This is a genomic window from Microbacterium marmarense, from assembly GCF_037204165.1.
Classification (GTDB): Bacteria; Actinomycetota; Actinomycetes; order Actinomycetales; family Microbacteriaceae; genus Microbacterium; species Microbacterium marmarense.
Map to the genome: position 1 here is coordinate 138,140 of NZ_JBBDGL010000002.1, position 24,326 is coordinate 162,465.

The window sequence follows — 24,326 nt, forward strand, 5'->3', positions numbered from 1 at the left end:
AAGCAACGCCCTCCCGCATGGCGGAAGGGCGTTGGTTGTTTACACCGTGGTTCAGCTGCTCGAATCAGGTGTTCGAGGCCATGGTCTCGACGGAAAGGCTCTTCGAGCGTTCAGCTCTTTGAGGACTCCGCGCCATTGGCCTGCTCAGCAGCTGGCTCAGCCGGCTCTGCCACGATTACCTCATCGGCGGTCTCCGCAACGACGACAGGCTCTGCCTCAGTGACAGGCTCGACAACCTCGTCAACCGGTGCAGGCTCGTAGGCTGCGGGTGCGGGGGCGTCGACCGCAACTTCGTCCTGGTTGTCCCAGTCGATCGGCTCGACAACCTCGACGGGCGGGTGTGCGCGAAGGGTGGATGCTGCGGCGATTGCGAGCGCGATGAGCAGACCGAGTACGCCGACTCCGATGAGGATCGAACCGAGAAGCGCGATGGACTGGCCGACGTAGACCTCGACACCGGTCGCGGTTCCCTCGGTCAGCGTCACGGTCATGACGGCGATCTTGTCGGTCACGAGCGAGACGCCGTAAGCGAGTGAGGCAAGGGAGGCAACGATAAGTGCCCAGAACGGGATGCTGCGGACCAAAGCGGGGCGAGTGTTCATGGTGATGGGAGGACTCCTTCTAGATGGCGCGGTCGAAACCGCAGTACGGATAGCCTGACGTGGCTCACCGACGGGATGGTATGTGAATTCGATGAGTTAGCTATGAAGTGGAGCCCTCAATTTCATCACGACGACCGTCATCGCCGCGACCAGGGCGACAGCCAACGTCATGTGGATGTTGACGAGGATGATCGGCAAACCTGTGCGTGCCTGCCACAGGCCGATGGCAATCTGCAGCAGTTCCGTCGCGAGCAGCAACCCGGTCCATACCGGCATGCGCTGCGCAGATGGCATCTGCCACGCTGCGGCGAACAGCACGAGTGACAGGCCGAATGTGACGTACGCCGGCCATGAATGCACATGCTGCAACAGTTCGGCATCCAAGCCATTCCGCGCGGCTCCGCCATCTCCAGCGTGAGGTCCGGAGCCGGTCACAAGAATGCCGACCACAACCGTCACCGCGACGCCGACAGCAGTGAGATAGGCGACGATCGCGTACCAGAGCGGCACGACGCGTGTGCGTGCTCCGGGCTGCGCGTAGACGCGCACGAGCAGGACCGCTGCCAGCGAAACGAGCACCGCAGACGCGAAGTAGTGAAGACCAACGACGTAGGGATTCAGGTTCGTGAGAACCGTGATGCCGCCGATGATCGCTTGCAACGGCACATACAGCCCGATCACGAGCGACAGCCAAAACAGATCGCGGCGCTCTCGCCGCATGCGCACCACGAACAAGAACATCAGAATTGCCACGATCACGAGCACGAAGGTCAACATGCGGTTGCCGAACTCGATCACACCGTGAATGCCCATCGCCTCGGTGGCGACAAACGAATCCTCGGTGCATCGAGGCCAGGTGGGGCAGCCGAGCCCTGATCCGGTCAGGCGGACGAGCCCTCCGGTCGCGACAATGCCAATCTGCACAACGAGGGTCGTCCACGCCATCGCGACCACACGCCGATCGACGGTGTGGGGGAGCCGGGACCATAGCCGGCGAATGAGTCCCGGCTGAGGGGTTGTGGTCGTGTCGATCGACATCGAGGTGAGCCTCCTGGGCTGTTTCTTTGTGGGTCGCGCTTAGTTTTAAACGTCACACCGTGACCTGTTACACAGGTGAACCCTGTAGAATCGAGCAAGTCGGGCGGCCGCGTTCTGCGCGAAATCACCACCGACAGTCTAGGCGCGATGGCCAGCGCCGCTTGAGCAGGGCCCACCAGCGGCATCCCCCTTCGGTAACTCCATCGAAGGAGCAGGAGTGCCGGGGCGGATCACACCGCCGGGGCTCGGAGGAGAACGTGAATGTCTGATGTGCTGATCGATCGACCCGAACTCGATGGCCTGGGCCAGTACGAGTTCGGCTGGCACGATGCCGACGCCGCGGGAGCGAGCGCGACACGTGGAATCAACGACAAGGTCGTGCGAGACATTTCGGCGCTTAAGAGCGAGCCGGAATGGATGTTGAAGGCTCGTCTGAAGGGTCTTGACCTGTTTGGTCGCAAGCCGATGCCGACATGGGGAGCAGACCTCAGCGGGATCGACTTCGACAACATCAAATACTTCGTGCGCTCTACTGAGAAGCAGGCGCAAACTTGGGAAGATCTTCCCGAAGAGATTCGTGCCACATACGAAAAGCTGGGCATCCCCGAGGCAGAGCGCCAGCGCCTGGTCTCTGGGGTGGCAGCGCAGTACGAGTCGGAAGTCGTGTACCACCAGATCCGGGAGGACCTTGAAGAGCAGGGTGTCATCTTCATGGACACTGACACGGCGTTGCGCGAGCACCCCGAGTTCTTCACGGAGTACTTCGGAACGGTGATCCCCTCGGGCGACAACAAGTTCGCTGCGCTCAACACCGCTGTGTGGTCGGGCGGTTCGTTCGTCTACGTGCCTCCGGGTGTGCACGTCGACATTCCGCTGCAGGCCTACTTTCGCATCAACACCGAGAACATGGGCCAGTTTGAGCGCACGCTCATCATCGCCGACGAAGGCTCGTACGTTCACTACATCGAAGGCTGCACGGCCCCGATCTACAAGAGTGACTCGCTTCACTCGGCTGTGGTTGAGATCATCGTGAAGAAGAACGCCCGCGTTCGCTACACGACGATTCAGAACTGGTCGAACAACGTCTACAACCTCGTCACCAAGCGTGCGGTCGCGCACGAAGGCGCGACGATGGAATGGGTCGATGGCAACATCGGCTCGAAGGTGACTATGAAGTACCCGTCGATCTTTCTTGTCGGCGAACATGCCAAGGGTGAGACCTTGTCGGTAGCGTTCGCCGGTCCGGGCCAGCACCAAGATGCTGGCGCCAAGATGGTGCACATGGCCCCGTACACGCAGTCGTCGATCGTCTCGAAGTCGATCGCGCGCGGCGGTGGTCGTGCCGGCTATCGCGGTGAGATCAGGGTAGATGCCAACGCCCATCACTCCGCCAACACCGTGAGATGCGACGCGTTGCTGGTGGATTCGATTTCACGCTCAGACACCTACCCGGCCATCGACATCCGTGTGGACGACGTTCAGCTCGGGCACGAGGCGACGGTTTCAAAGGTCAGCGAAGAGCAGCTTTTCTACCTGCAGTCCAGAGGCATGCCAGAAGACGAAGCGATGGCGATGATCGTCCGCGGCTTCATCGAGCCGATCGCGCGAGAATTGCCGATGGAATATGCACTTGAACTCAACAAGCTCATTGAAATGGGCATGGAAGGCAGTGTCGGCTAGATGACGGCAACAACTCAGGCGCCCGCTGTGGTGCCAGGTTCTCGCGCGCACACCGACGGGGCTGGGGCAGTCGTTCCTGTTCAGACCCGTTCCGCGCGCCCCACCTCGTACTCACCCGAAGACTTCGGCGCGCCTTCGGGGCGCGAAGTCAACTGGAAGCACACGCCGGTAGACCGAATCAAGGGCGTTCTCGACTTGGCTGCTGCCTCGACCGACGCATCGGTGACGATCACAGCGCCAGACGGCGTAGAGATCACCACGAAGGCGATCGGTGAAGCCCCGCGCGGCGAGGCTTTCGTTCCCGAGGACATGTCGGGCGCGCTTGCCTGGCAGCGTTCGAGCGAGGCATCACACGTTCGCATTCCCGCTTCGCTTGAGCTTTCGGAGCCAGTGCTGATCGACGTGACCGGTGTGACGGAACTCACCCACCAGCACCTCGTCATCGAAGCTGCCGAAAACTCGCACGCGACAGTGCTTCTGCGTCACTCCGGGCCCGCTCTGTTTGCACAGAACGTTGAGATCATCGTGCGTGACGGGGCAAACCTCAAAGTCGTCTCGGTGCAGCAATGGGATGACGAGGCTGTTCACGTCGCCGCCCATCAGGCACGTGTCGACCGCGATGCCTCGTTGCGCCATGTGATTGTCAGCTTTGGCGGCGGCGTTGTGCGAGTCAACCCGAGCTTGGAGCTTTCGGGTGCGGGATCGCACGGTGAGATGTTCGGCCTCAGCTACGCCGACGCCGGGCAGCACCTCGAGAGCCAGGTGTTCTTGCACCACAAGGGTGCCGAGACATCCGGTGACGTTCTCTACAAGGGCGCGTTGCAGGGCGAAGGCGCGCGTAGCGTCTGGATCGGTGACGTGCTCATCGGACCGGATGCGACGGGCACCGACTCCTACGAAGCGAACCGCAACCTGGTGCTCACTGACGGTGCGCGCGCGGACTCGATCCCCAACCTCGAGATCCAGACCGGCGACATCCGCGGCGCAGGGCACGCGAGCGCGACTGGCCGATTCGATGACGAGCAGCTCTTCTATCTGCAGGCACGTGGAATCAGCGAAGACGAGGCCCGTCGTCTTGTCGTGCTCGGCTTCCTGACCGAGATCGTTCAGAAGATCGGCATCGACTCGCTTGAGGCGGAATTGATTGCCGCTGTAGAGGAAGAGCTCGCCCAGGAGGGAACCCGATGACCGCGCAGCGCGCCTGCGCACTCAGCGAGCTCGAACAGGATGCTGCGAAGCGCGTTGAAGTCGACGGCGTCGCCATTTCGGTGGTTCTCGATTCCAACGGCGATGTCCACGCTATTGGCGATACCTGCACCCACGGCGATGTGTCGCTGTCCGAAGGCTTTGTCGACGGCGACACGCTGGAATGCTGGGCCCACGGCTCGGCGTTCTCGCTGATCACCGGCAAGCCGCTCAATCTCCCTGCATTCGAGCCCGTACCGGTATTCGTCGTCACTATTGACGGCGACGACGTGCTCATTGACCCGAACGTGAAGAAGGAAATCTGATGTCTGTTCTTGAGATCCGCGACCTGCATGTCACGGTCGAAACGGAAGAGGGAACCACCCCCATCCTCAACGGCCTGTCGCTCACCCTGCGCAAAGGCGAAACCCACGCGATCATGGGCCCCAACGGCTCGGGCAAGTCGACACTTGCCTACACGATTGCCGGTCACCCCAAGTACACCGTCACCGGCGGTTCCATCGCGCTTGACGGCGAAGATGTACTTGAGATGACGGTTGACGAGCGCGCACGCGCAGGGCTGTTCCTCGCAATGCAGTACCCCGTGGAGATTCCGGGCGTCACTGTGACGAACTTCTTGCGCACCGCAAAGACCGCTATCGACGGCGAGGCGCCAGCTATTCGCACGTGGACCAAAGAGGTCAAGCAGTCGATGAAGGATCTGCGCATGGACCCTAAGTTCGCAGCGCGCAATGTGAACGAAGGCTTCTCGGGCGGCGAAAAGAAGCGCCACGAGATTCTCCAGCTTGAGCTGCTCAAGCCCCAGTTCGCCGTCCTCGACGAGACTGATTCGGGTCTTGACGTCGACGCGCTCAAGGTCGTGTCGGAGGGCGTTAATCGTGCGAAGGAGACCACCGGCCTCGGTGTGCTGCTCATCACGCACTACACACGCATCCTTCGTTACATCGACCCCGACTTCGTGCACGTGATGGTCGCCGGTCGAATCGTCGAGGAGGGTGGGCCCGAACTGGCTGATCGCCTCGAAGATGAAGGATATGACCGCTATCTCGAGCCCGCAGTCGACACTGAGGCGTAGAGTCAGCCTATGACAGCAACGCTCAGTCCCGAGAAGTTCGATGAAGTCACCGAGGCACTTAAAGACGTGATGGACCCCGAACTGGGGATCAACGTCGTCGACCTCGGTCTCATCTACGACCTCAGCTGGGACGACGAAAACGATGCTCTCGTCATTCACATGACTCTGACATCAGCTGGCTGCCCGTTGACAGACGTTCTTGAGGAGCAAACGGCTCAGTCGCTGGACGACGTCGTAGACCAATTTCGGATTAATTGGGTGTGGATGCCGCCGTGGGGACCGGAGCGCATCACCGACGACGGACGCGACATGATGCGGGCGCTCGGCTTCGCTATTTGACTTCGTATTTCGTCGTCGGTCCCCTTGGCGGGGGCCGGTCGGTAGGGTCGAGGGGTGAGCGCCATTCCCCTTGAAGCATTGCCGATCGATGAGTTGCGTCAGCGCTCCAGCACGAAATGGCGGCGATATCCGGCAGACGTGCTGCCTCTTTTCGTGGCCGAGACAGACTTCGCTCTGGCGCCTGCGATCTCGCGCGCACTCGTGCGTGCGGTCGAACGTGGCGACACCGGATACACACCACCTGAACCGGGCATTCGTGATGCCTTCGTCGGCTTTGCGCAGCGCAGATACGGGTGGAGCGTCGAGCCCGCGGGAGTGCGCTGGACGTGCGACGTCATCATGGGGGTGGTCGAACTGCTCCGCGTGGTCACGAAGCCCGGCGATCGCGTGATTGTCACCCCACCGGTGTATCCGCCGTTCTACGACACTGTCGTCGAGGCCGGCGCCGTGGTTGAAAAGGTGCCGCTGCTCCACGGCGATGCAGGCTGGCAGCTTGACCTTCCTGGCATCGAGGCCGCATTGGCTGCAGGTGCTCGTTGCGTGTTGCTGTGCAACCCGCACAACCCCACTGGCACGGTGCACTCCAAGGCGAGCCTCGCGGCGCTCGCTGATCTGGCTGAAGCCTTCGGGGCAGCCGTGATCAGCGACGAGATTCATGCTCCACTCGTGCAGTCCACGGTGACGTTCACTCCCTTCCTCGAGGCTTCGGCGGCAGCCGCACGGGTCGGGTACATCGTCACCAGCGCCAGCAAGGCCTTCAACACAGCCGGTCTCAAGTGCGCGCTGATGGTCGCCAGCGACCCGGCGACGATTGGTGTCGTGCAGGCGCTGCCCGCTGAAGTGGAGTGGCGCACCGGCTTGTTCGGGGCGATGGCAGCGGTCGCGTCGTTTTCACCCGAAAGCGACGAGTGGCTTGACTCGCTTCTCGCCCGGCTTGACGAGAATGCCCGCCTGCTTGCGGACCTGCTCGCCGAGCACGTGCCCGAAGCAAAGTACGAGATTCCGGATGCTGGCTTCTTGGCGTGGGTCGATCTGTCGGCGCTCGGCTGGGGGGCGAACCCCGCCGAGAGGATCTTGCACGAGGCGAGAGTGGCATTGAATGCTGGCCCGGACTTCGGTGAGCAGGGATCAGGCCACGTGCGCATCAACTTCGGCTGTTCACCCGACGTGCTTCGCGATGCAATCGAGCGAATCGGTGTGATGACCCGATCGTGAGCGGGGTCGTATCCGCTCGAAGCGATTCTGGTCGCTCAGCCGGTTGTCAGACCTCAGCCCGGCCGAGTCGCCAATACCCCATGAACGCGACCGCGCGACGGTCGACGCCGCTGTCCGACACGAGGTGGCGGCGCAAGGTCTTGATCGCACTGGCTTCACCGGCAAGCCAAGAATAGAGCGGTGCGCTCTTGAGCGCCGCGCCGCCTTTCGCTGTGCGCGGCACCTCCCACAGAATCTCGGTGTCAACGTCGATCTCTTCGACGTGGCCGCCTCGACCCTCAGGGGCGAGACGCGCGACGGCAGCCTCAACAGATTCGACGAGGTACTCGTGCCGACTGGATTCGGCTGTGCGCGCCTGCACACGAATGTCGAAGCCCGGATGCGAAGGCAGATAGGCGGTGTCGCCGAGCTCGGGAACTTCGAGCACCACCATGCCGCGTGCCTGGGTCGGGAGCTGCTCGAGAATTACAGCAATGGCGGGCGCGGCCGTCTCGTCGCCGGCAAGCAGAATGTGATCAGTCGTCGCGGGTGGCACGAAGTCGACACCGAAGCTGACATCGGCGTGCGCGGTGGTCGGGGCAAAGATCAGCACCTCATCACCCACCGAAGCTCGAGCGATCCAGGCGGATGCGGGCCCAAGAACGTCGTGCGCGACCATGTCGATGTCGACTTCGCGCTGAGGGTTGCGCACGGCACGCGTTGTGTAGGTGCGAAATGGCGGACGGTGATCTTCGGGCAGCGCGCGCCATGCGGAGTACCAATCTTCGCCCATCGGCATCGCATCGATGCTCGTGGTTGGGGTCGGGAACACAATCTTCACGCGCTGGTCGAAGCCCGGATCTCCGTATTGCTCCAGGTCGTCGCCGGTGAAGGTGAAGCGTCGAAAACTGGGTGTGAGTTGTGTGATTGCGCTCACGCGGGCGCGGAAGAAACGACTCGTCTCAGCTGACATTCGGGGTTCCTTTGCTGTCGGTCGAGTCGGGGCGAGCGAGAATATGGTGACGTCCGCGTGGGAGCACGATAGGTGTTCCTGAGACCGGGTCGGTGATGATCTCTGACTCGATGTTGAAGACGTCACGAATCAGGCCGCTGGTCATCACCTCGTTCGGCGCGCCGTGTGCGATGACGCGACCGCCGCTGAGAGCAAACACGTAGTCGGCGTAGCGCGCAGCCATGTTCATGTCGTGCAACACCATCACGATGGTTGATCCGAGGTTGCGGTTGAGATCGGTGAGCAGATCGAGCACTTCGATCTGGTGTGCCACGTCAAGGAACGTGGTCGGCTCGTCGAGCAGCAGAATGTCGGTCTCTTGCGCGAGTGCCATGGCGATCCACACGCGCTGGCGCTGCCCACCAGAGAGCTCATCGACGGGACGGTCCGCCAGGTCTTCGACCCCCGTTGCGGCCAACGACTGCGCCACGACCTCATAATCGTGTTCGCTCCACCGGGCGAGCAGTTTCTGATGTGGATGCCGACCTCGGCCGACGAGGTCGGTCACGACGATGCCTTCTGGAGCGACAGGGCTCTGGGGCAGGAGTCCTAGCGTGCGGGCCACCTCTTTGGAAGGGCGGGTGTGCAGATCCTTGCCGTCTAAGATCACGTGTCCGGTTTTGGGGGCGATCAGGCGTGCGAGCGCGCGCAGCAACGTCGACTTGCCGCATCCATTCGCGCCGATGATCGCTGTGATCGCACCGGCCGGAATCTCGAGATCGAGACCCTCGATGATAGCTCGATCGCCGTAGGCGAGCGTGATGCCGTCAGCGCGCAGTCGATGAGAATCGGTCACAGCGAGGCTCCTGAACGGTTGGTTCTGATGAGAAGGAAGATGAGATACGGCGCGCCGAGCACGCCGGTGATCACACCCACCGGGTAGCGGTTGTCGAAGGCGAACTGGCCGACGAGGTCGGACGTGCTCACGAGAAGGGCGCCGATGAGCCCTGCGGGAACCAATAGCGATGCGCCACCACCCATCACACGGGCCGCGATCGGGCCGGCCATGAATGCGACGAAGGCAATCGGCCCCGTGGCCGCTGTAGCGAAGGCGAGCAGTGCTACCGCGGTGAGGATCAGAATGATTCGCGTGCTGCTCACCCGTACGCCCAGCCCCGCGGCAGAATCATCGCCTAACCGCAGCATGCCGAGGTTTCGCGACTGCGAAAGCAACGCCGGCACGAGGACGGCACTGGCGAGAGCAAAAGGCAACACGACCTGCCAGCTTGCACCGTTGAGGCTGCCCGTAAGCCACCGCATCGCGGCCTGAAGATCCCACGCTGGTGCCTTGGACAGAATGTAGGTGATGACACTGTCGAGCATGGCTGCGACGCCGATGCCAATGAGAATCAGGCGCGTGCCTGAGAGTCCGCCCTTGTTCGAGAGCAGATAGATCGCGATTGCGGTGGCGAGTGCGCCGCCGAGAGCAAAGACCGAGACGAGCGTCTCGCTGAGCGAAAGCACCACAATCGCGAAAACGGCTGCCACGCTCGCACCCGAACTGATGCCGATGATGTCGGGCGAAGCCAGGGGATTGCGCAACATGGTTTGAAAAGTCACCCCGGCCATGCCGAAGGCAAACCCCGCGAGAACAGCAAGAACGGACCGGGGGAGTCGTAACTCGCCGACGGTGAAGGACGCTCCCGGCACGGACTCGCCGAGGACCACACGAATCACTTCACCAGGACCATAGAACGTGTTGCCGATCATCAGGGAGATCGCAAACACTGCCGACAGCGCGGCGGTCAGCGTGATGATCACGGCGATGTTGCGGCGCGCACGGGAACGCCTTCCGGCGCGTACGACAGTGGCGTTCACAGCTCGCGCACCTTTTGGCGACGAACGATCCAGATGAAGAACGGTGCGCCGATGAGTGCGGTGATGATGCCCACCTCGATCTCGTCGGGGCGCGCGATGACACGGCCGATGACGTCAGCGGCCACTAGAAGACTTGCGCCCGCGATTGCAGAGAAGGGCAGCAACCATCGGTGGTCGGTGCCAATCAGAAGCCGGCACAGGTGTGGGATGACCAGACCCACGAAAGCAATCGGGCCAGCAACCGCCGTCGCCGCACCGCACAGAATGACCGCGCCCGCCGAAGCGATGATGCGCGTTCGGGCGACGTTCTCGCCGAGGCCGCTAGCGAGGTCATCGCCGAGCGCGAGCGAGTTCATACCCCTTGCGCAGGCAAAGCAGATCAACGCGCCCGCGGCGAGCACCGGCGCTACGAGCATGATGCGATCCCAGGTTGCCCCGCCGACGCCACCGATCTGCCAGAAGCGAAATGTCTCCATGATGTCGACGCGGGGGAGGAGGATCGCGCTCGTGAGTGAGGCGAACGCAGCAGCCGTAGCAGCACCGGCAAGAGCGAGTTTGAGCGGAGTCGCACCACCGCGGCCCAGTGACCCCACCGAATAGACGAATACGGCTGCTACCGCTGAGCCGGTGATCGCGAGGGCCATCGTGGGGTAGGGGCTGCTGATGCCGAAGAAGGCCAGTCCGATCACCACTGCGAGCGCCGCACCCCCCGACACGCCAAGGATGCCGGGGTCAGCCAGCGGATTGCGGGTTACCGCCTGCATCGTTGCTCCAGACACAGCGAGGGCAGCGCCGACGAGTATCGCGAGTACAGTGCGTGGGACGCGAGCGACGACTGCGGCCTCGGGCACACCGGAGGTGTCGCCACTGAGACCACGGACTATTTCGTCGACCGTCACCCAGCGCACTCCGAAAGCCACAGAGGCCGCGCACAGCAGTGTGAGCAACGCGACGCCACCTGCAAGCCATGCCCAGCGAACCGCTGTCGAGCGCCGCGCATGGGCGGCACCCGACAGCGGTTCGGGAGCGAGCGGTGCGCTCAACCTTCCGGCGTGAGAGCCCCAGCAAGCAGAGCGAAGTAGTCGTCGATACCCCAGCTGATGGAGAGCGGGGATGGGTTGGCGGATGCAGCGAGCGGGGTTCCGTTTTCGAGCACAGCGATCTGACCGGCCGCCACCGAGGGAATCTGCGAGAGCAGCGGGTCGGCCTGAATCGCGTCGACGATCGCACCGTCCGCTTCGCCATAGGTGACGAAGACGTCGACGTCATCAAAGCGTTCGGCTTGCTCAGCACTGACCGTCATGAAGAACTGGTCCGAGAGGGCTGACTCTTGATCGACGGCTGTGGGCGAGGGCAATCCCAAGTCGGTGAGAAAGCTGGCGCGGGTGTCGTGGCTGCTGTAAAAACCAATCTCGCTGAGGTCGGCTGGATTGATGTACGAGAACATCACTGTCGACTCTGCGAGTTCGGGGTAGCCAGCGAGCGCGGTCTCCACTTCGATTTGCAACTCATCGATGAGGGCATCGCCCTGTTCAGAGAGCCCGAGCGCCGCAGAGTTCATCCTGATCATGTCTTGGTAGGTGGTGCCCCAGGCGAAGTCGGGGTAGGCAACGACGGGGGCGATCTTCGATAGCGTGTCGTACTCTTCCTGTGTCAGTCCGGAGTATGCCGCGAGGATGACGTCGGGGGCGGTGTCGGCGACGGCTTCGAAATCGATCCCGTCGGTCTCATCGAAGAGCACCGGCGTCTCTGCATCAAGGTCAGCAAGGGCATCTTCGACCCAAGGCAGGATGCCGTTGTCGTCGTCATCTCCCCATGTGACCTTCGCCATGCCCACGGGAACGACTCCGAGGGCAAGAGGCACTTCTTGGTTTGCCCACGCGACAGTGGCGACCCGCTCTGGTTGAGAGGGAATGACAGTCTCGCCATACACGTGCTCGACGGTCACCGGGAAGGTCGCGTCAGAAGAGACGCTCGCGGCGCTCGCGGAGTCAGCAGTTGTGCTGGGGCTGGCGCAGGCGGTGAGCAGAAGGGTGGCAGCGGCGGTAACAGCGATTGCGGTTACGGCTGAGCGGTTGCGGGGCACGTTTCCTCCGATTAGTTAGGCAAGCCTTACATTACTTGCTGCGGCGGTCATGCGCGAACTCGCTGTCGTCACTGCGAGGTGAGGCGGTGGGCTGCAGGCCGTCCGACAGATCCTCAGGCGGCGCACTCTATACTTGGGGGTCGGCTCGATCGCTCGATCACTCTGGCCATCACTCACCCCAAAGGAACGGACGTTTCGCTGTGCTCTCCGTGCACGACCTCGAAATCCGCGTAGGCGCGCGCATACTGATGTCGGACGTCTCGTTCCGCGTCTCGAACGGCGACAAGGTAGGGCTCGTCGGACGAAACGGTGCGGGCAAGACCACGCTGACGAAAGTGTTGGCCGGAGACCTGATTCCGGCAGATGGACGCGTCGACACCTCCGGAGAGCTCGGCTACCTGCCCCAAGACCCTCGCACCGGCGACCCTGAAATGCTGGCGCGTACGAGAATCCTCGATGCTCGCGGCCTTGGCACGCTTTCTCTGGGTATGCACGAAGCTTCGTTGGCGATGGGGGATGCTGATCCCGAGGTGGCCGCGCGCGCGATGCGCAAGTACAGCAACCTCACCGAGCGCTTCGAGGCACAGGGCGGCTACGCTGCCGAAGCCGAAGCCGCATCGATCGCGCACAACCTCTCGCTCCCCGATCGAAGTCTCGACCAACAGCTGAAAACGCTTTCGGGCGGTCAGCGTCGCCGTATCGAGCTTGCGCGAATCCTTTTCTCGGACGCGGACTCGATGATCCTGGATGAGCCCACCAACCACCTCGACGCCGACAGCGTCGTGTGGCTGCGCGAGTTCTTGAAGGGCTACAAGGGCGGACTGATCGTGATCAGCCACGATGTCGAGCTTGTCGGCGAGACAGTCAACCGTGTCTTCTACCTTGACGCCAATCGCCAGGTCATCGATGTCTACAACATGAACTGGAAGAACTATCTGCGCCAGCGTGTGGCTGACGAAGAGCGCCGCAAGAAAGAGCGAGTCAACGTAGAGAAGAAGGCCACCCAACTGCAGATGCAGGCGGCACGCTTCGGCGCAAAAGCATCTAAAGCCGCCTCCGCGCACCAGATGGTCGCGCGTGCGGAGAAGATGCTGTCGGGCCTTGACGATGTTCGCCAAGAAGAGCGCGTCGCCAAGCTCCGCTTTCCGAAGCCCGCTGCATGCGGAAAGACGCCGCTCATGGCGACGGGGCTGTCAAAATCCTACGGCTCGCTCGAAATCTTCACCGATGTCGATCTCGCGATCGACCGTGGCTCCAAAGTTGTCATTCTAGGGCTGAACGGTGCGGGAAAGACCACCCTGTTGCGAATTCTCGCTGGCGTCGATCAGCCCGATACCGGTCAGCTCGAGCCCGGTCACGGACTCAAGATCGGCTACTACGCACAGGAGCACGAGAACCTCGACGTCAATCGCTCAGTGCTTGAGAACATGATGTCTGCCGCTCCTGACATCAATGCCACCGAAGCGCGCAAGGTGCTCGGCTCATTCCTGTTCACGGGCGATGATGTGCTCAAGCCCGCGGGCGTGCTTTCTGGTGGCGAGAAGACACGACTGTCGTTGGCGACGCTGGTCGTTTCAAGCGCGAACATGCTGCTGCTTGACGAACCGACGAACAACCTCGATCCGGCGTCGCGCGAAGAGATTCTCGGAGCACTCGCGCACTACGAGGGTGCGGTGGTGCTCGTGTCGCACGATGAGGGTGCCGTTTCGGCCCTCAACCCCGAGCGGGTGCTGATCCTGCCCGACGGCGTCGAAGATCTGTGGGGTCGCGACTACATCGACCTGATCACGCTCGCGTAGTCAGGGCCGGTAGCCGATCGCATCGATCAGGGCATCTTCGTCGTCTGAGTCGCGATCGCGCCTGCGGGAAGGTCGGGGAGTGGCAGATTTCGACGTATCGCCCGAACTATCTGCTTCGTCCTCCTCATCCTCGCGCCGGTACTGACGCTCGGTGCGAATAACGTAGCCAATGAAGACGAAGCCCATGACCGCGAACAAGATCCACTGAATCGCGTACGACAGGTGCGGTCCCGGATCTTCTGAGGGTTTGTCCAGCGCTGCGGGCGTTGTTGCCATGGCCGGATCCTCAGACGACATCAGGCCGTACACGCTGCGGTCCATCATGGCTCCCGCGTCGGCCGCAATGGTGGCAGCGACCAGGGGCACGTTGATGGTGGGCACCTGCCCCTCAGGTGCGGAGCGCCCAGATGAGGGGAGCGCTTCGCTGGGGCGCAAGCGCGCAACGACAGTCACCTCGCCGGTGGGTGTAGCGGGCACGACGTCTGGATCTGGTTGGTCTTCGCCGGGCGCAACCCAGCCGCGGTCGATGAGAATCACTCTGCCATCGTTCGTTTCGAACGGAACGAGAACTTCGAAGGCTGCGGTTCCACCGTGCGGGCGATTGCGCACGAGCAGTTCGTCGTCAGAAAGATACTGCCCCACCAGCTCGACAGGCCGCCATTCGTCTTCGGCGAGCAAAACGCTGCCCGCTGGAATCAACTCGGCCAGTGCGACCGGCGCAGCATCGTAGTTCTGCTCGACGAGCGCAAGCTGTTCCGCACGACTCTCGTTTCGCGTGAACTGCCAGTACGACAAGAATCCGCACGCGATCGCGAACACGATTGCGATAGCGATGTAGATCGTCCACCGGCCCGCACGCGGCAGGTTCTGCATGCTCACCCCGTTGCGCGACCGACTCACTTGGTCGTCTCCGTGGCTGCAGCATCCAGCGGATGGACCGACACAGGAAAGTCTCGGGCTGCGAGGTAGTCGCGCAGAAAACCCCGGTGCTCATCGCAGGCGACCCAGGTCTTCACGCGATCAGCGGCGTGAATTCGAGGATTTCGCCAATCCACGCGCCACTTCGCCGCGGCGCGGCAGCCAGCCCGCGAGCACACCGCTCGCTCAGCATCCATCTCCATCACTATCCATCGCCCCCGGGCTCAGAGCGACCAGGAGACTTGTTCTCTTCAATTCGAATCACGGTCGAATCGGCTGGTGCCGGCTTCGGGGCGGTAGCAGTCGACGGAAGTGCACGCTCGGGATTCTGCGCACTGCTGCCCAGATCTTCAGAGTTGTTCGCATTGACCACTGCAATGTATGGCAGCAAAATCGCCGCTATGCCGAACAGCCAGGTCTGCCAGCCGTAGGGAGTGATGAGAACCATCAACAGGAAACACACCATGCGGATGGCCATCATGATCAGATAGCGCCGCGAACGCGCGCTTGCATCGTCGCGCGGAGCGCGCGGCAGCGAGGTCGCAGATTGTGGCTGATGTGGTCTCTTCACGGTGCCTCCAGCCTACGCCGCGAATGGGCCGACTGGCGGTCGCAGGTAGGCTGGGGCAGTTCCGTTCGCAACCCTGGGAGTGCCACCATGTCCGCTGATCGCGTCGTCGTTGTTACCGGTGGAAACCGCGGAATCGGCAGAGCCATCGCCGAGAGGTTCGTCGCAGCGGGCTACAGGGTGGCCGTCACTGCTCGATCGGGTGAGGGCCCCGAGGGAACGCTCACTGTGCGCGCGGATGTGACGGATGCTGCCGCGGTCGACGCGGCGTTCACTGAAGTGGAATCCAAGCTCGGTCCCGTCGAGATCGTCGTTGCCAACGCGGGTGTCACCAAAGACATGCTCCTTCTGCGCATGAACGAAGACGACTTCGACAGCGTCGTCGCCACGAACCTCGGTGGCACATTTCGGGTTGTGAAGCGCGCATCGAAGGGCATGCTGCGCGCCCGCTGGGGCCGAGTGATCCTCATATCGAGTGTCGTCGGTCTATACGGCTCAGCCGGTCAGATCAACTATTCCGCTTCGAAGAGTGCCCTCGTCGGCTTCGCACGCTCACTCACTCGCGAACTCGGCGGCAGGGGGATTACCGCAAACGTCATCGCCCCGGGATTCATCGAAACGGATATGACGGCCGCTCTGCCGGAAGAGACCCAAGCCCAGTACAAGAAGACGATTCCGGCGGGCCGTTTCGCGACGCCCGATGAGGTTGCTGGTGCAGTGGTGTGGATGGCCTCAGATGATGCCGCCTACATCTCAGGTGCGGTTATTCCCGTCGACGGTGGACTGGGCATGGGCCACTAGGGCAGCAGCGCGATAACCTCGCTCAAATCTACCGCCCCGACCACCAGGTCGGCTTTTGCCCGCACGGCTGGCTTGGCGTTGAACGCGATGCCCAGTGCAGCGGCCTGCATCATGACCAGGTCGTTGGCACCATCGCCGATGGCAAAGGTGAGTTGACGTGGCACCCCCGCATGCGCGGCCCATTCGATCAGGGTGTCGGCTTTCGCCTGCGCATCGACGATCGCGCCGTCGACGGCACCTGTCAACACGCCATCGCTGACAGCGAGGCGATTCGCTCGCCAGATGTCGACGCCGAGAGCCGGCGCAATGGTGTCGAGAATCTCGTGGAAACCGCCCGAAACCACGCCCACGACGCCGCCGCGTGCGTGCACGGCGCTGATGAGCTCTTCGACGCCGGGCGTCGGCTCGATGCGCGAAAGTACGCGTTCGAACGATGACACCTGAACCCCAGCCAGCGCAGCCACGCGCGATCGAAGGCTCGCGGCGAAGTCGACCTCGCCGCGCATCGCGGCCTCGGTGGCTGCTGCGACCTCTGGTCCTCGTCCTGCTTCGTCAGCGATCAGCTCGATGACTTCGTTGCGAATGAGGGTTGAATCTGCGTCGAGCACGACGAGGAAGCGTGAAGCAAGGGCGGGCATCCTTCCACGCTAGTGCGAGCCGCGCGGCTGTGTGCACACGTCAGCGTTCGACGTGGATGCCCTTGCCCACCACGGTGATCCCTGACTCGGTGATCGTAAAGCCCCGCTCAAGGTCGCGTGTGCGGTCGACGCCCACGGTAGCGCCGTCGGCGAGCACTACATTCTTGTCGAGAATGGCGCGATGTATTCGTGCGCCGGCGCCGACGCGTACCGAATCGAAGAGCACGGATTGGGTGATTGTCGACCCGCCAGCCGCGAGCGTCCAAGGACCCACGACGCTGAGTTCCAGGTGAGCACCCGAGAGCACCGACCCCAGTGACACGATCGAATCAATCGCGTTGCCAATGCGATGAACATCGTCGCGCACGAACTTCGCGGGAGGGGAGTTCACCGCTTGGGAGTGGATGGGCCACAGCATGTTGTAGAGATTGAATATCGGCAAGGTCGAGATGAGATCGCGATGTGCGTCGTAGAAAGAGTCGATCGTTCCGACGTCACGCCAGTAGTAGCGGTCGCGGTCGGTCGATCCCGGAACGTCGTTGCGCTTCATGTCATAAACGCCCGCCTCGCCGCGCTCGACGAAGTAGGGCATGATGTCACCGCCCATGTCGTGGTTAGACGTGGGAAGCTCACCATCTGCCTCAACCGCTTCGATGAGGGCGTCGGTGTCGAAGATGTAGTTGCCCATCGACGCGAGCACTTCGTGCGGCGAATCGACCAGCCCCTCAGGGTTTTCTGGCTTCTCGAGGAACTGCTTGATACGAGTGGGATCCGCCTTGTCGACGTCGATGACGCCGAACTGGTTCGCCAGTCCGATCGGTTGACGAATTCCGGCCACGGTCGCGCGCGCGCCCGACTCGATGTGCGCGGCGAGCATCTGCTGAAAGTCCATGCGGTACACGTGGTCTGCGCCGACCACGATCACGATGTCGGGCTTCTCGTCGTTGATGAGATTCAAGCTCTGCAGGATCGCATCGGCTGAGCCGGTGAACCAGCGCTTGCCGAGGCGCTGCTGCGCGGGAACAGAGGCCACGTACGAATCGAGCAAAGCCGACATTCGCCAGGTTTGAGAGATATGCCGGTCGAGACTGTGCGACTTGTACTGCGTCAAAACGACGATCTGCTGCAAGCCGGAGTTGATCAGATTCGAAATAGCGAAGTCGATCAACCGGTACTGCCCGCCAAACGGAACAGCAGGCTTTGCACGGTCTGCCGTCAGTGGCATGAGGCGCTTGCCCTCGCCGCCAGCGAGGATGATTCCGAAGACCTTCGGTGCAGGTTGCATGCCACAACCATAGAACCTGTTGGACCGGGTGTACTAGCGTTCGTCACATGCGCGTCGACATAATCACCAAGGAATACCCCCCCGAGATCTATGGAGGGGCAGGAGTGCACGTCGCAGAGCTCGTGCGTGCCCTGCGAGATGGGTCTGCGGAATCTGAGGCGAACCTCGATGTGCGGGTGCACGCGTTCGGTGCTGAACGCGACGAGAGCGGCACCAAGTCCTATTCGGTGCCTGCTGGTCTCACCGCTGCGAATGCGGCCGTTCAGACGATGGGAACCGACCTGGAGATCGTCGAACAGGTTGCTGGCGCCGATGTGGTGCACAGTCACACTTGGTACGCCAACTTCGCAGGACACCTGGCGTCAATGCTTCACGGTATTCCCCACGTGGTCAGTGCGCACTCGCTCGAGCCGCTTCGCCCGTGGAAAGCCGAGCAACTGGGCGGGGGCTACGCCGTCTCGAGCTGGATTGAGAAGACTGCCTACGAGAGCGCGTCAGCTGTCATCGCCGTGAGCGATGGAATGCGCAACGACATCTTGCGCAGCTATCCCGATCTCGACCCGGCCCGTGTGCGAGTTATCTACAACGGCATTGACGTTGAGGCGTGGCACCCCACTGAGAACGCTGCCTTCTTGGCAAGCGAGGGCATCGATCCGACCAAACCCTCTGTGGTGTTTGTGGGTCGCATCACGCGACAGAAGGGACTTCCCTACCTGCTGCGCGCGGCTGAGTTGCTCCCGCCCGAGGTGCAGTTGGTCTTGTGCGCCGGTGCTCCCGACACCCCGCAGATCATGGCCGAGGTGGAAGAACTCGTGCGCGGCTTGCAAGCCAGTCGAGACGGTGTCATATGGATCGACCGACTCTTGCCGCGCCACGAACTCAGTGCCATTCTCACCGCTGCCACAACGTTTGTATGCCCCTCGGTGTACGAACCGCTGGGAATCGTAAATCTTGAGGCTATGGCCTGCGGAGCGGCAGTCGTCGGCACCGCAACCGGCGGTATCCCCGAGGTTGTCGTCGACGGTGTGACAGGTCGCCTCGTGCCGATCGAACAAGTGCAGGACGGCACTGGGACGCCCATTGACCCCGACGGCTTCGTAGCAGACCTTGCTCGGGTGCTGACGGAGGTTGTCAGCGACGTGCACAAAGCGGCGCAATACGGCGCGGCGGGACGGGCGCGTGCCACTGAGAGTTTCAGCTGGGCAAAGATTGCCGAACAGACGTCGGCGCTTTACGCCGAGGTCCGCGCAAGCGGCCGATAGGCTGGATCACATGCCGCAGGTCCTTCAGTTTTCTGACGTTGTCGTTCGCCGAAATACCCGGGAGATCATCGACCACCTCGATTGGTCGGTCAATGACGATGAGCGCTGGGTGATTCTCGGCCCGAACGGTGCGGGAAAGACCACCGCTCTGCAGCTTGCAGACACGATGCTGCACCCGACTTCGGGAACAGTGACGATTCTCGGTGAGCAGCTCGGGCGAACCGACGTGTTCGAACTGCGGCCACGAATCGGGTTCGCGTCGAGCGCGATGGCCCGCCGAATCCCGGTCGACGAAACCGTGCTGAACGTGGTGCTCACCGCCGCGTTCTCGGTGCTCGGTCGCTGGCGCGAAGATTACGAAGACATCGATGAACGACGGGCGCTTCGTGTTCTTGCCGAGTGGAAGCTCGACCACCTCGCGGATCGTCATTTCGGAACGCTGAGTGATGGCGAGCAGAAGCGAGTGCAGATTGCACGAGCGATCATGACCGACCCTGAACTGCTGCTTCTCGATGAACCTTCGGCGAGCCTCGACCTGGGCGCACGCGAGGAACTTCTCGGATTGCTGAGCGGGTACGCGACCGCGCCGACCACGCCGGCCATGGTGATGGTCACCCACCACGTTGAAGAGATTCCGGTGGGTTTCACTCATGTTCTGCTGCTGCGTGATGGCAATTCCGTCGCGGCGGGACCGCTCAAAGAGAACCTCACGGCGGCTTCGCTGAGCGAGACTTTCGGTGTCGACATTCTGCTCACCGAATCAGACGGGCGCTACGCCGCACGAGCTGCTCTGTAGGCTTGCTGAGCCTCAGGTTCCATGACGGGCCGCAGGCCTGGTAGGATTGCTCTTTGGTGCGCCCGCACCCCAGACTTTGACCGCACTGGCAAAATCCAGGGCCCCCCTTCTCAAAGGACTTCTCATGCAGACCGACATCCACCCCGTTTACCAGGACATCGTTTTTCGCGACCTCGGTACCGGCGATACGTTCCTTACCCGCTCGACGGTGACCAGCGACAAGACCATCGACCTCGACGGCGTCGAGTACCCGGTCATCGACGTTGAAATCTCGTCGGCTTCGCACCCGTTCTACACGGGCAAGCAGCGCATCATGGACTCGGCCGGTCGCGTCGAGAAGTTCAACCAGCGCTTCAAGAACTTCGGCAAGTAATCTGCCACACGAAAAAGGCCCCGCAGTGTGCGGGGCCTTTTTCGTGCGCGTGACACGACAGTCGCAGCCGCGTGTTAGCGAATCGGCCAAGCGCCATCGACGGTGGCGTCAGGCTCGATGCGGCCGATTTTGATGAAGTACTCCGTCAAGCTCAGTGCCTGAGAACGTGCCCAGCCGACCTGCTGTGTGTGCAGTTCCGCGAGGGTGCCCGGCAGCTGCGACGCGAAACGCCCGGCAATTGCCTGAGCGACGCGTCCCGCTGCGATGGCATCTGCCGATGCGTTGTGAGCGCCATCCAGACGGACGGCGTAGTGCTGTGCGACCACCTCTAGGGTGCGCTTGCCGCGTCGGTATCGATCGAAGGCTTTGTCGACCACCAACGGATCGATCACAGGGGAGGGGTCGGTGATCGGCTCGACGCCGTGGCGCTGTGCTTCGAACTTCAACAGCGAGAAATCGTAGGGCGCGTTGTACGCGACGACGGGAATGCCGGCGTCAAGCAGGGTGCGCAGCTCCTGGACGACCTCGGCGACGACCTGGGGTGCTGGGCAACCCTCATCACGCGCGTGTTGGGTGCTGATTCCGTGGATAGCGGCTGCCCCCTCAGGAATCTCGATACCGGGATCTGCCAGCCAATCGCGGGCGCGCACGACTCTTCCGGTCGCGTCGAGCAGTCCGACGTGAGCAGTGACGATGCGATCAGTCGAAACATCGATGCCGGTTGTTTCAAGATCGAAGACACCGACGACATGTGCCCACTCCGGAACGTCGAAAAGCGCAAGCTGCTCGGGCTGACACGACTGCATGACCTTACGATATGGGCGAGCTCCGACAGTGACAGCCAGGCGCACCGCGGCGACGAGCACTCGTAGACTCAGACGGTGACCTCAGCAAATCCCTACTCGAGTCGACTAAGTGAAGTGCCGGTACGTCGACACGAGGTCTCCGTTCTCGGCGGCGACACGGCCTACTGGGTATACGGCCCCGATCAGGCCGAGACCACCATTATCGTGGTGCACGGCTTCCGGGGAGAGCATCATGGACTGGAGCCCGTGATCGCGCACCTGCCGGGAACACGCATCATCTCGCCCGACCTGCCCGGATTCGGTGAAACGGCGGCGCTGACGGGTCGCACCCACGACCTGTCGACCTATTCTGCGTGGCTCACCGAGTTCGCGGCATCGGTGGCCCCGGGCGCCGTGATCCTCGGTCACTCCTTCGGCTCGATCGTCGCTGCCGACGCAGTGGCGAAAGGGCTGGATACGCCTCGCCTCGTGCTGGTGAACCCTATCGGTGCTCCGGCGCTCGAAGGCCCGCGAGGGATCCTGACCCGAATGGCTGTCTTTTACTACTGGGCGGGTGCGAAGCTGCCGCGCCCTCTCGGCGACGCACTGCTGCGCAACGGCATCATCGTGCGGGTGATGAGCGTATCTATGGCGAAGACCAGCAACAAAGAGCTGCGACGATTCATTCACGCCCAGCACGACGCATACTTTTCGCGGTTCGGTGATCGCGATGTGCTGCACCAAGCTTTTGTCGCGTCGGTGTCAAACGATGTGCGAGCGAGCGCACCGGCGATCAAGCAGCCCACACTGCTCGTGGCAGCCGTGCGCGATGACATCACCCCAATCGAAGCAGAGCGGCATCTCGCCACGCTGTTCGCTGACAGTGAGCTCGTCGAGATCGACGATGTGGGTCACCTTATTCACTACGAGACCCCCGCAGAAGCAGCCGACGCAATCACGCGTTTTCTTGGGCCTTCCGTGCCCGGTACGCAATGACGTTCATGCGATTGCCGCAGTTGCCGGTATCGCAGTAGCGCTTCGACTGATTCTTCGAGTAGTCGATATAGACAGCATCGCAGTCGTCGGCGTCGCAGACGCGCACGCGTGAGTACTCGTCGGATCGTATGACGTCGACGAACGCCATCGCCGACTCTACGAGCATCCTCCTCGCGAGAGGGGCGTCGTCTGACGTCGCGTGGATGTGCCAGTCGTATCCCTCGTGTCTGACCAGGCGCGGCAGCGCGTTTCCATCGGCGAGCATCTGATTGATCAGCTCGACTCCGCCATCGCGGTCGGTGTTCCACAGCGCACGCAGGCGGGAGCGCACATCGCGGATGCTATCGACGGTCGTGTCTGTGTACTCAATATGCCCGGTGTAGGGGTGTTGTTCAAGGAAAGATTCGAGGTCATTCGTCGTCGTGAACATGTCGTCGCGGTCGAAGCCCGGCAGCGTGTTGACCAGGTCGACGGCCATCATCAGCGTGCGTTTCGTGTCATGAATAAATACCATCTTGACTCCTGACATTGTCGAGCAGTACTGTCACCACTGTACCTACATTTCGCTCCTGACCAACGGATGTCGCCATGACCGCTCCAACCGCGCCGATTCCCGTAATCGCATCGACCATCGCAACGGGCAATCACCGTGCGCTCGGCCTAGGAATGGCGGTGATCTCGGCCCTCGCGTTCTCAGCGAGTGGACCGGTCATGAAGCCGCTGTTCGAAGCGGGGTGGTCCCTGAGCGCCGGGCTCTCGGTGCGCATGGGGCTCGCCGGCCTGATCCTTGCGCCTGCCCTCGTCGTTGCAGTCACGCGACAGCGTCACTTTCTGCGTCGCCACGGATTCCTTATCGCCGCGTTCGGCCTCACCGCGGTGACAGGCTGCCAATTGCTGTTCTTCGCCGCGATGCAGCGGATGCCGGTCGCGGTAGCGCTGCTCATTCAATATCTCGCGCCCGTGATCTTGGTGGGCTTCGTCTGGTGGAGCACTCGTCGGGCCCCCTCAAGACTGGTGATGGTTGGATCGGGGGTGGCGCTGGTCGGCCTCGTGCTTGTCGTCAACATTGCAGGCGCGCAGTTCGATGCGCTGGGCACCCTGATGGCGCTCGGAGCCGCGGTATGCATGTGCGCGTACTTCGTGATCTCAGAGAAGGCGGGCCCCGATCTGCCGCCGCTCGCGCTGGCATCAGGCGGACTGCTCTTCGGCGCGGTGTCGATACTGTTTCTCGGCGTCAGCGGAGTGCTGCCGTTTCATGCCCCCGCCGTATCGGTCGAACTAGCGGGCGTGACGGTTGCGTGGTTTGTGCCGCTCGTGATCGTGGCGTGCATCTCGACGACTTTGGGGTATGCGCTTGGGGTCTGTGCGGTGCCGCGTATCGGATCGCGCGTTGCGTCGTTCGTGGGCCTGTCTGAGGTGCTGTTCGCGCTCGGCTTCGCGTGGTTGCTGCTGGGTGAAGCGCCCGCACCGGTGCAGTTCGTGGGTGGAGGCCTGATACTTCTGGGTGTGGTGCTGGTGAGGTTGGATGCTGACGCGACCCGGCCAACAGGCGGCGGGCCAGAGAGCCCTACGCTTCCTGCTGTGCCAGCTCCATAAGCGGAGCGACCCGATGCTGGATCACTTCGCCCATCACCAGTGAGGTTTCGGTGCGCTCAACGCCCTCGATCCCGAGGATGCGCGCGTCTGTGTCGAACAAGTGTTGCGTGTCTCTGCACGCGACCCGCGCAAGCAGGTCGACCTGACCAGACAACCCGTGCGCCTGCACAATCTCGGGAATACGCTCGAGTTCCGCGGCGATGCGGGGAAGATCGGCTTGGCGCACTGTCACGCTGATAAAGGCATCGATAGGAAATCCCAGAGCCCGCGTAGATATTGAGCGCTCGTACGAAAGCAGGGCGCCTGACTGTTCCAGACGCGCCATGCGCGCCTGGACTGTGTTGCGTGAAAGCCCTAGCCGGTCGGACAGTGCCACGACTGTCGCACGCGGATCGGCTGACAGTGCCTTCAGAAGTTCCAGGTCTACGCGATCGAGATTCCCCATAGTGCGCAAGATTA

At 62.3% G+C, this 24,326-nt stretch carries 28 protein-coding genes; 13 read left to right on the top strand and 15 right to left on the bottom strand.

Features of this window, described 5'->3' with window-relative positions:
* Positions 1-110: 110 nt before the first annotated feature.
* Positions 111-602: a dinucleotide-utilizing enzyme gene (locus tag WDU96_RS07030; protein WP_337337795.1), complete on the bottom strand. Its 492-nt coding sequence runs from the start codon at positions 600-602 to the stop codon at positions 111-113.
* A 96-nt stretch (positions 603-698) separates the two neighbouring features.
* Positions 699-1,640, bottom strand: coding sequence for a COX15/CtaA family protein (locus WDU96_RS07035; protein WP_337337796.1), 942 nt, complete (start codon positions 1,638-1,640; stop codon positions 699-701).
* Positions 1,641-1,901: 261 nt separating this feature from the next.
* On the opposite strand from WDU96_RS07035, the gene sufB reads away from it, so the two are divergent.
* Genes sufB through WDU96_RS07065 form a run of 6 tightly spaced genes read left to right on the top strand, consistent with a single transcriptional unit; the run spans position 1,902 to position 7,155 of the window.
* A complete protein-coding gene (sufB, locus tag WDU96_RS07040; RefSeq protein ID WP_337337797.1) occupies positions 1,902-3,320 on the top strand; it encodes a Fe-S cluster assembly protein SufB in 1,419 nt (472 codons plus the stop codon).
* Positions 3,321-4,508 (top strand): Fe-S cluster assembly protein SufD, encoded by a 1,188-nt coding sequence (gene sufD / locus WDU96_RS07045; protein WP_337337798.1) that lies wholly within the window; start codon positions 3,321-3,323, stop codon positions 4,506-4,508.
* Entirely contained in the window at positions 4,505-4,831 is a 327-nt protein-coding gene (locus tag WDU96_RS07050) for a non-heme iron oxygenase ferredoxin subunit (RefSeq protein ID WP_337337799.1), read from the top strand. The genes sufD and WDU96_RS07050 overlap by 4 nt, the downstream gene beginning before the upstream one ends.
* Positions 4,831-5,601, top strand: coding sequence for a Fe-S cluster assembly ATPase SufC (gene sufC, locus WDU96_RS07055; protein ID WP_337337800.1), 771 nt, complete (start codon positions 4,831-4,833; stop codon positions 5,599-5,601). Before WDU96_RS07050 ends, sufC begins: the two co-directional genes overlap by 1 nt.
* A gap of 9 nt (positions 5,602-5,610) precedes the next feature.
* Complete coding sequence (locus WDU96_RS07060; RefSeq protein WP_337337801.1) at positions 5,611-5,940, top strand: metal-sulfur cluster assembly factor; 330 nt, start codon at positions 5,611-5,613, stop codon at positions 5,938-5,940.
* A gap of 54 nt (positions 5,941-5,994) precedes the next feature.
* Positions 5,995-7,155, top strand: coding sequence for a MalY/PatB family protein (locus WDU96_RS07065; protein WP_337337802.1), 1,161 nt, complete (start codon positions 5,995-5,997; stop codon positions 7,153-7,155).
* A gap of 46 nt (positions 7,156-7,201) precedes the next feature.
* On the opposite strand, the gene WDU96_RS07070 is transcribed toward WDU96_RS07065, so the two are convergent.
* From WDU96_RS07070 to WDU96_RS07090, 5 genes are read right to left on the bottom strand one after another with little or no spacing between them, the layout of a single operon-like run.
* Positions 7,202-8,107, bottom strand: coding sequence for a siderophore-interacting protein (locus WDU96_RS07070; protein WP_337337803.1), 906 nt, complete (start codon positions 8,105-8,107; stop codon positions 7,202-7,204).
* Complete coding sequence (locus tag WDU96_RS07075) at positions 8,097-8,942, bottom strand: ABC transporter ATP-binding protein (protein ID WP_337337804.1); 846 nt, start codon at positions 8,940-8,942, stop codon at positions 8,097-8,099. The genes WDU96_RS07070 and WDU96_RS07075 overlap by 11 nt, the downstream gene beginning before the upstream one ends.
* A complete protein-coding gene (locus WDU96_RS07080) occupies positions 8,939-9,964 on the bottom strand; it encodes a FecCD family ABC transporter permease (RefSeq protein ID WP_337337805.1) in 1,026 nt (341 codons plus the stop codon). The genes WDU96_RS07075 and WDU96_RS07080 overlap by 4 nt, the downstream gene beginning before the upstream one ends.
* Positions 9,961-11,007, bottom strand: a complete 1,047-nt coding sequence (locus tag WDU96_RS07085) for a FecCD family ABC transporter permease (protein WP_420063943.1) — start codon at positions 11,005-11,007, stop codon at positions 9,961-9,963. Before WDU96_RS07085 ends, WDU96_RS07080 begins: the two co-directional genes overlap by 4 nt.
* The gene (locus WDU96_RS07090) at positions 11,004-12,050 is read right to left on the bottom strand and encodes an iron-siderophore ABC transporter substrate-binding protein (protein ID WP_337337806.1); all 1,047 of its coding nucleotides are present in this window, start codon (positions 12,048-12,050) and stop codon (positions 11,004-11,006) included. Before WDU96_RS07090 ends, WDU96_RS07085 begins: the two co-directional genes overlap by 4 nt.
* A gap of 200 nt (positions 12,051-12,250) precedes the next feature.
* On the opposite strand from WDU96_RS07090, the gene WDU96_RS07095 reads away from it, so the two are divergent.
* The gene (locus tag WDU96_RS07095; protein ID WP_337337807.1) at positions 12,251-13,849 is read left to right on the top strand and encodes an ABC-F family ATP-binding cassette domain-containing protein; all 1,599 of its coding nucleotides are present in this window, start codon (positions 12,251-12,253) and stop codon (positions 13,847-13,849) included.
* Here WDU96_RS07095 and WDU96_RS07100 read toward each other — a convergent pair whose 3' ends face one another.
* From WDU96_RS07100 to WDU96_RS07110, 3 genes are read right to left on the bottom strand one after another with little or no spacing between them, the layout of a single operon-like run.
* Positions 13,850-14,722, bottom strand: a complete 873-nt coding sequence (locus WDU96_RS07100; protein WP_337338405.1) for an SURF1 family cytochrome oxidase biogenesis protein — start codon at positions 14,720-14,722, stop codon at positions 13,850-13,852.
* Positions 14,723-14,745: 23 nt separating this feature from the next.
* Positions 14,746-14,970, bottom strand: a complete 225-nt coding sequence (locus WDU96_RS07105) for a hypothetical protein (protein ID WP_420063944.1) — start codon at positions 14,968-14,970, stop codon at positions 14,746-14,748.
* Between the two features lie 2 nt (positions 14,971-14,972).
* Positions 14,973-15,338 (bottom strand): DUF3099 domain-containing protein, encoded by a 366-nt coding sequence (locus WDU96_RS07110; RefSeq protein WP_337337808.1) that lies wholly within the window; start codon positions 15,336-15,338, stop codon positions 14,973-14,975.
* 87 nt (positions 15,339-15,425) lie between these two features.
* Between WDU96_RS07110 and fabG the strand changes: the two genes are divergently transcribed.
* A complete protein-coding gene (gene fabG / locus WDU96_RS07115) occupies positions 15,426-16,136 on the top strand; it encodes a 3-oxoacyl-ACP reductase FabG (protein WP_337337809.1) in 711 nt (236 codons plus the stop codon).
* Here the strand turns inward: fabG and serB are convergent.
* Together serB and WDU96_RS07125 are read right to left on the bottom strand one after the other, a co-directional pair.
* On the bottom strand, positions 16,133-16,774 hold the full coding sequence (gene serB, locus WDU96_RS07120) for a phosphoserine phosphatase SerB (protein WP_337337810.1): 642 nt from the start codon (positions 16,772-16,774) through the stop codon (positions 16,133-16,135). The two genes, fabG and serB, sit on opposite strands and share 4 nt — an antisense overlap.
* Positions 16,775-16,814: 40 nt before the next feature.
* Complete coding sequence (locus WDU96_RS07125; protein WP_337337811.1) at positions 16,815-18,059, bottom strand: glucose-1-phosphate adenylyltransferase; 1,245 nt, start codon at positions 18,057-18,059, stop codon at positions 16,815-16,817.
* Positions 18,060-18,106: 47 nt separating this feature from the next.
* Here WDU96_RS07125 and glgA point away from each other — a divergent pair, with 47 nt between their 5' ends.
* The 3 genes from glgA to WDU96_RS07140 all read left to right on the top strand — a co-directional run bounded on the left by glgA (position 18,107) and on the right by WDU96_RS07140 (position 20,490).
* Positions 18,107-19,321, top strand: a complete 1,215-nt coding sequence (glgA, locus tag WDU96_RS07130) for a glycogen synthase (RefSeq protein ID WP_337337812.1) — start codon at positions 18,107-18,109, stop codon at positions 19,319-19,321.
* A 10-nt stretch (positions 19,322-19,331) separates the two neighbouring features.
* Positions 19,332-20,117, top strand: coding sequence for an ABC transporter ATP-binding protein (locus tag WDU96_RS07135; RefSeq protein WP_337337813.1), 786 nt, complete (start codon positions 19,332-19,334; stop codon positions 20,115-20,117).
* Between the two features lie 124 nt (positions 20,118-20,241).
* Positions 20,242-20,490 carry a type B 50S ribosomal protein L31 gene (locus WDU96_RS07140; protein WP_337337814.1) on the top strand — a complete coding sequence of 83 codons (249 nt, stop codon included), beginning with the start codon at positions 20,242-20,244 and terminating at the stop codon, positions 20,488-20,490.
* A 74-nt stretch (positions 20,491-20,564) separates the two neighbouring features.
* Here the strand turns inward: WDU96_RS07140 and WDU96_RS07145 are convergent, their stop codons facing one another.
* Positions 20,565-21,296: a 3'-5' exonuclease gene (locus WDU96_RS07145; protein WP_337337815.1), complete on the bottom strand. Its 732-nt coding sequence runs from the start codon at positions 21,294-21,296 to the stop codon at positions 20,565-20,567.
* A gap of 75 nt (positions 21,297-21,371) precedes the next feature.
* Here WDU96_RS07145 and WDU96_RS07150 point away from each other — a divergent pair, with 75 nt between their 5' ends.
* Positions 21,372-22,271, top strand: coding sequence for an alpha/beta fold hydrolase (locus tag WDU96_RS07150; RefSeq protein WP_337337816.1), 900 nt, complete (start codon positions 21,372-21,374; stop codon positions 22,269-22,271).
* Here WDU96_RS07150 and WDU96_RS07155 read toward each other — a convergent pair.
* Positions 22,231-22,785 (bottom strand): CGNR zinc finger domain-containing protein, encoded by a 555-nt coding sequence (locus WDU96_RS07155; RefSeq protein WP_337337817.1) that lies wholly within the window; start codon positions 22,783-22,785, stop codon positions 22,231-22,233. The two genes, WDU96_RS07150 and WDU96_RS07155, sit on opposite strands and share 41 nt — an antisense overlap.
* Positions 22,786-22,859: 74 nt before the next feature.
* Here WDU96_RS07155 and WDU96_RS07160 point away from each other — a divergent pair, with 74 nt between their 5' ends.
* Positions 22,860-23,867, top strand: coding sequence for an EamA family transporter (locus WDU96_RS07160; RefSeq protein WP_337337818.1), 1,008 nt, complete (start codon positions 22,860-22,862; stop codon positions 23,865-23,867).
* Here WDU96_RS07160 and WDU96_RS07165 read toward each other — a convergent pair.
* A complete protein-coding gene (locus WDU96_RS07165) occupies positions 23,839-24,312 on the bottom strand; it encodes an Lrp/AsnC family transcriptional regulator (RefSeq protein WP_337337819.1) in 474 nt (157 codons plus the stop codon). The two genes, WDU96_RS07160 and WDU96_RS07165, sit on opposite strands and share 29 nt — an antisense overlap.
* Between the last annotated feature and the right edge of the window lie 14 nt (positions 24,313-24,326).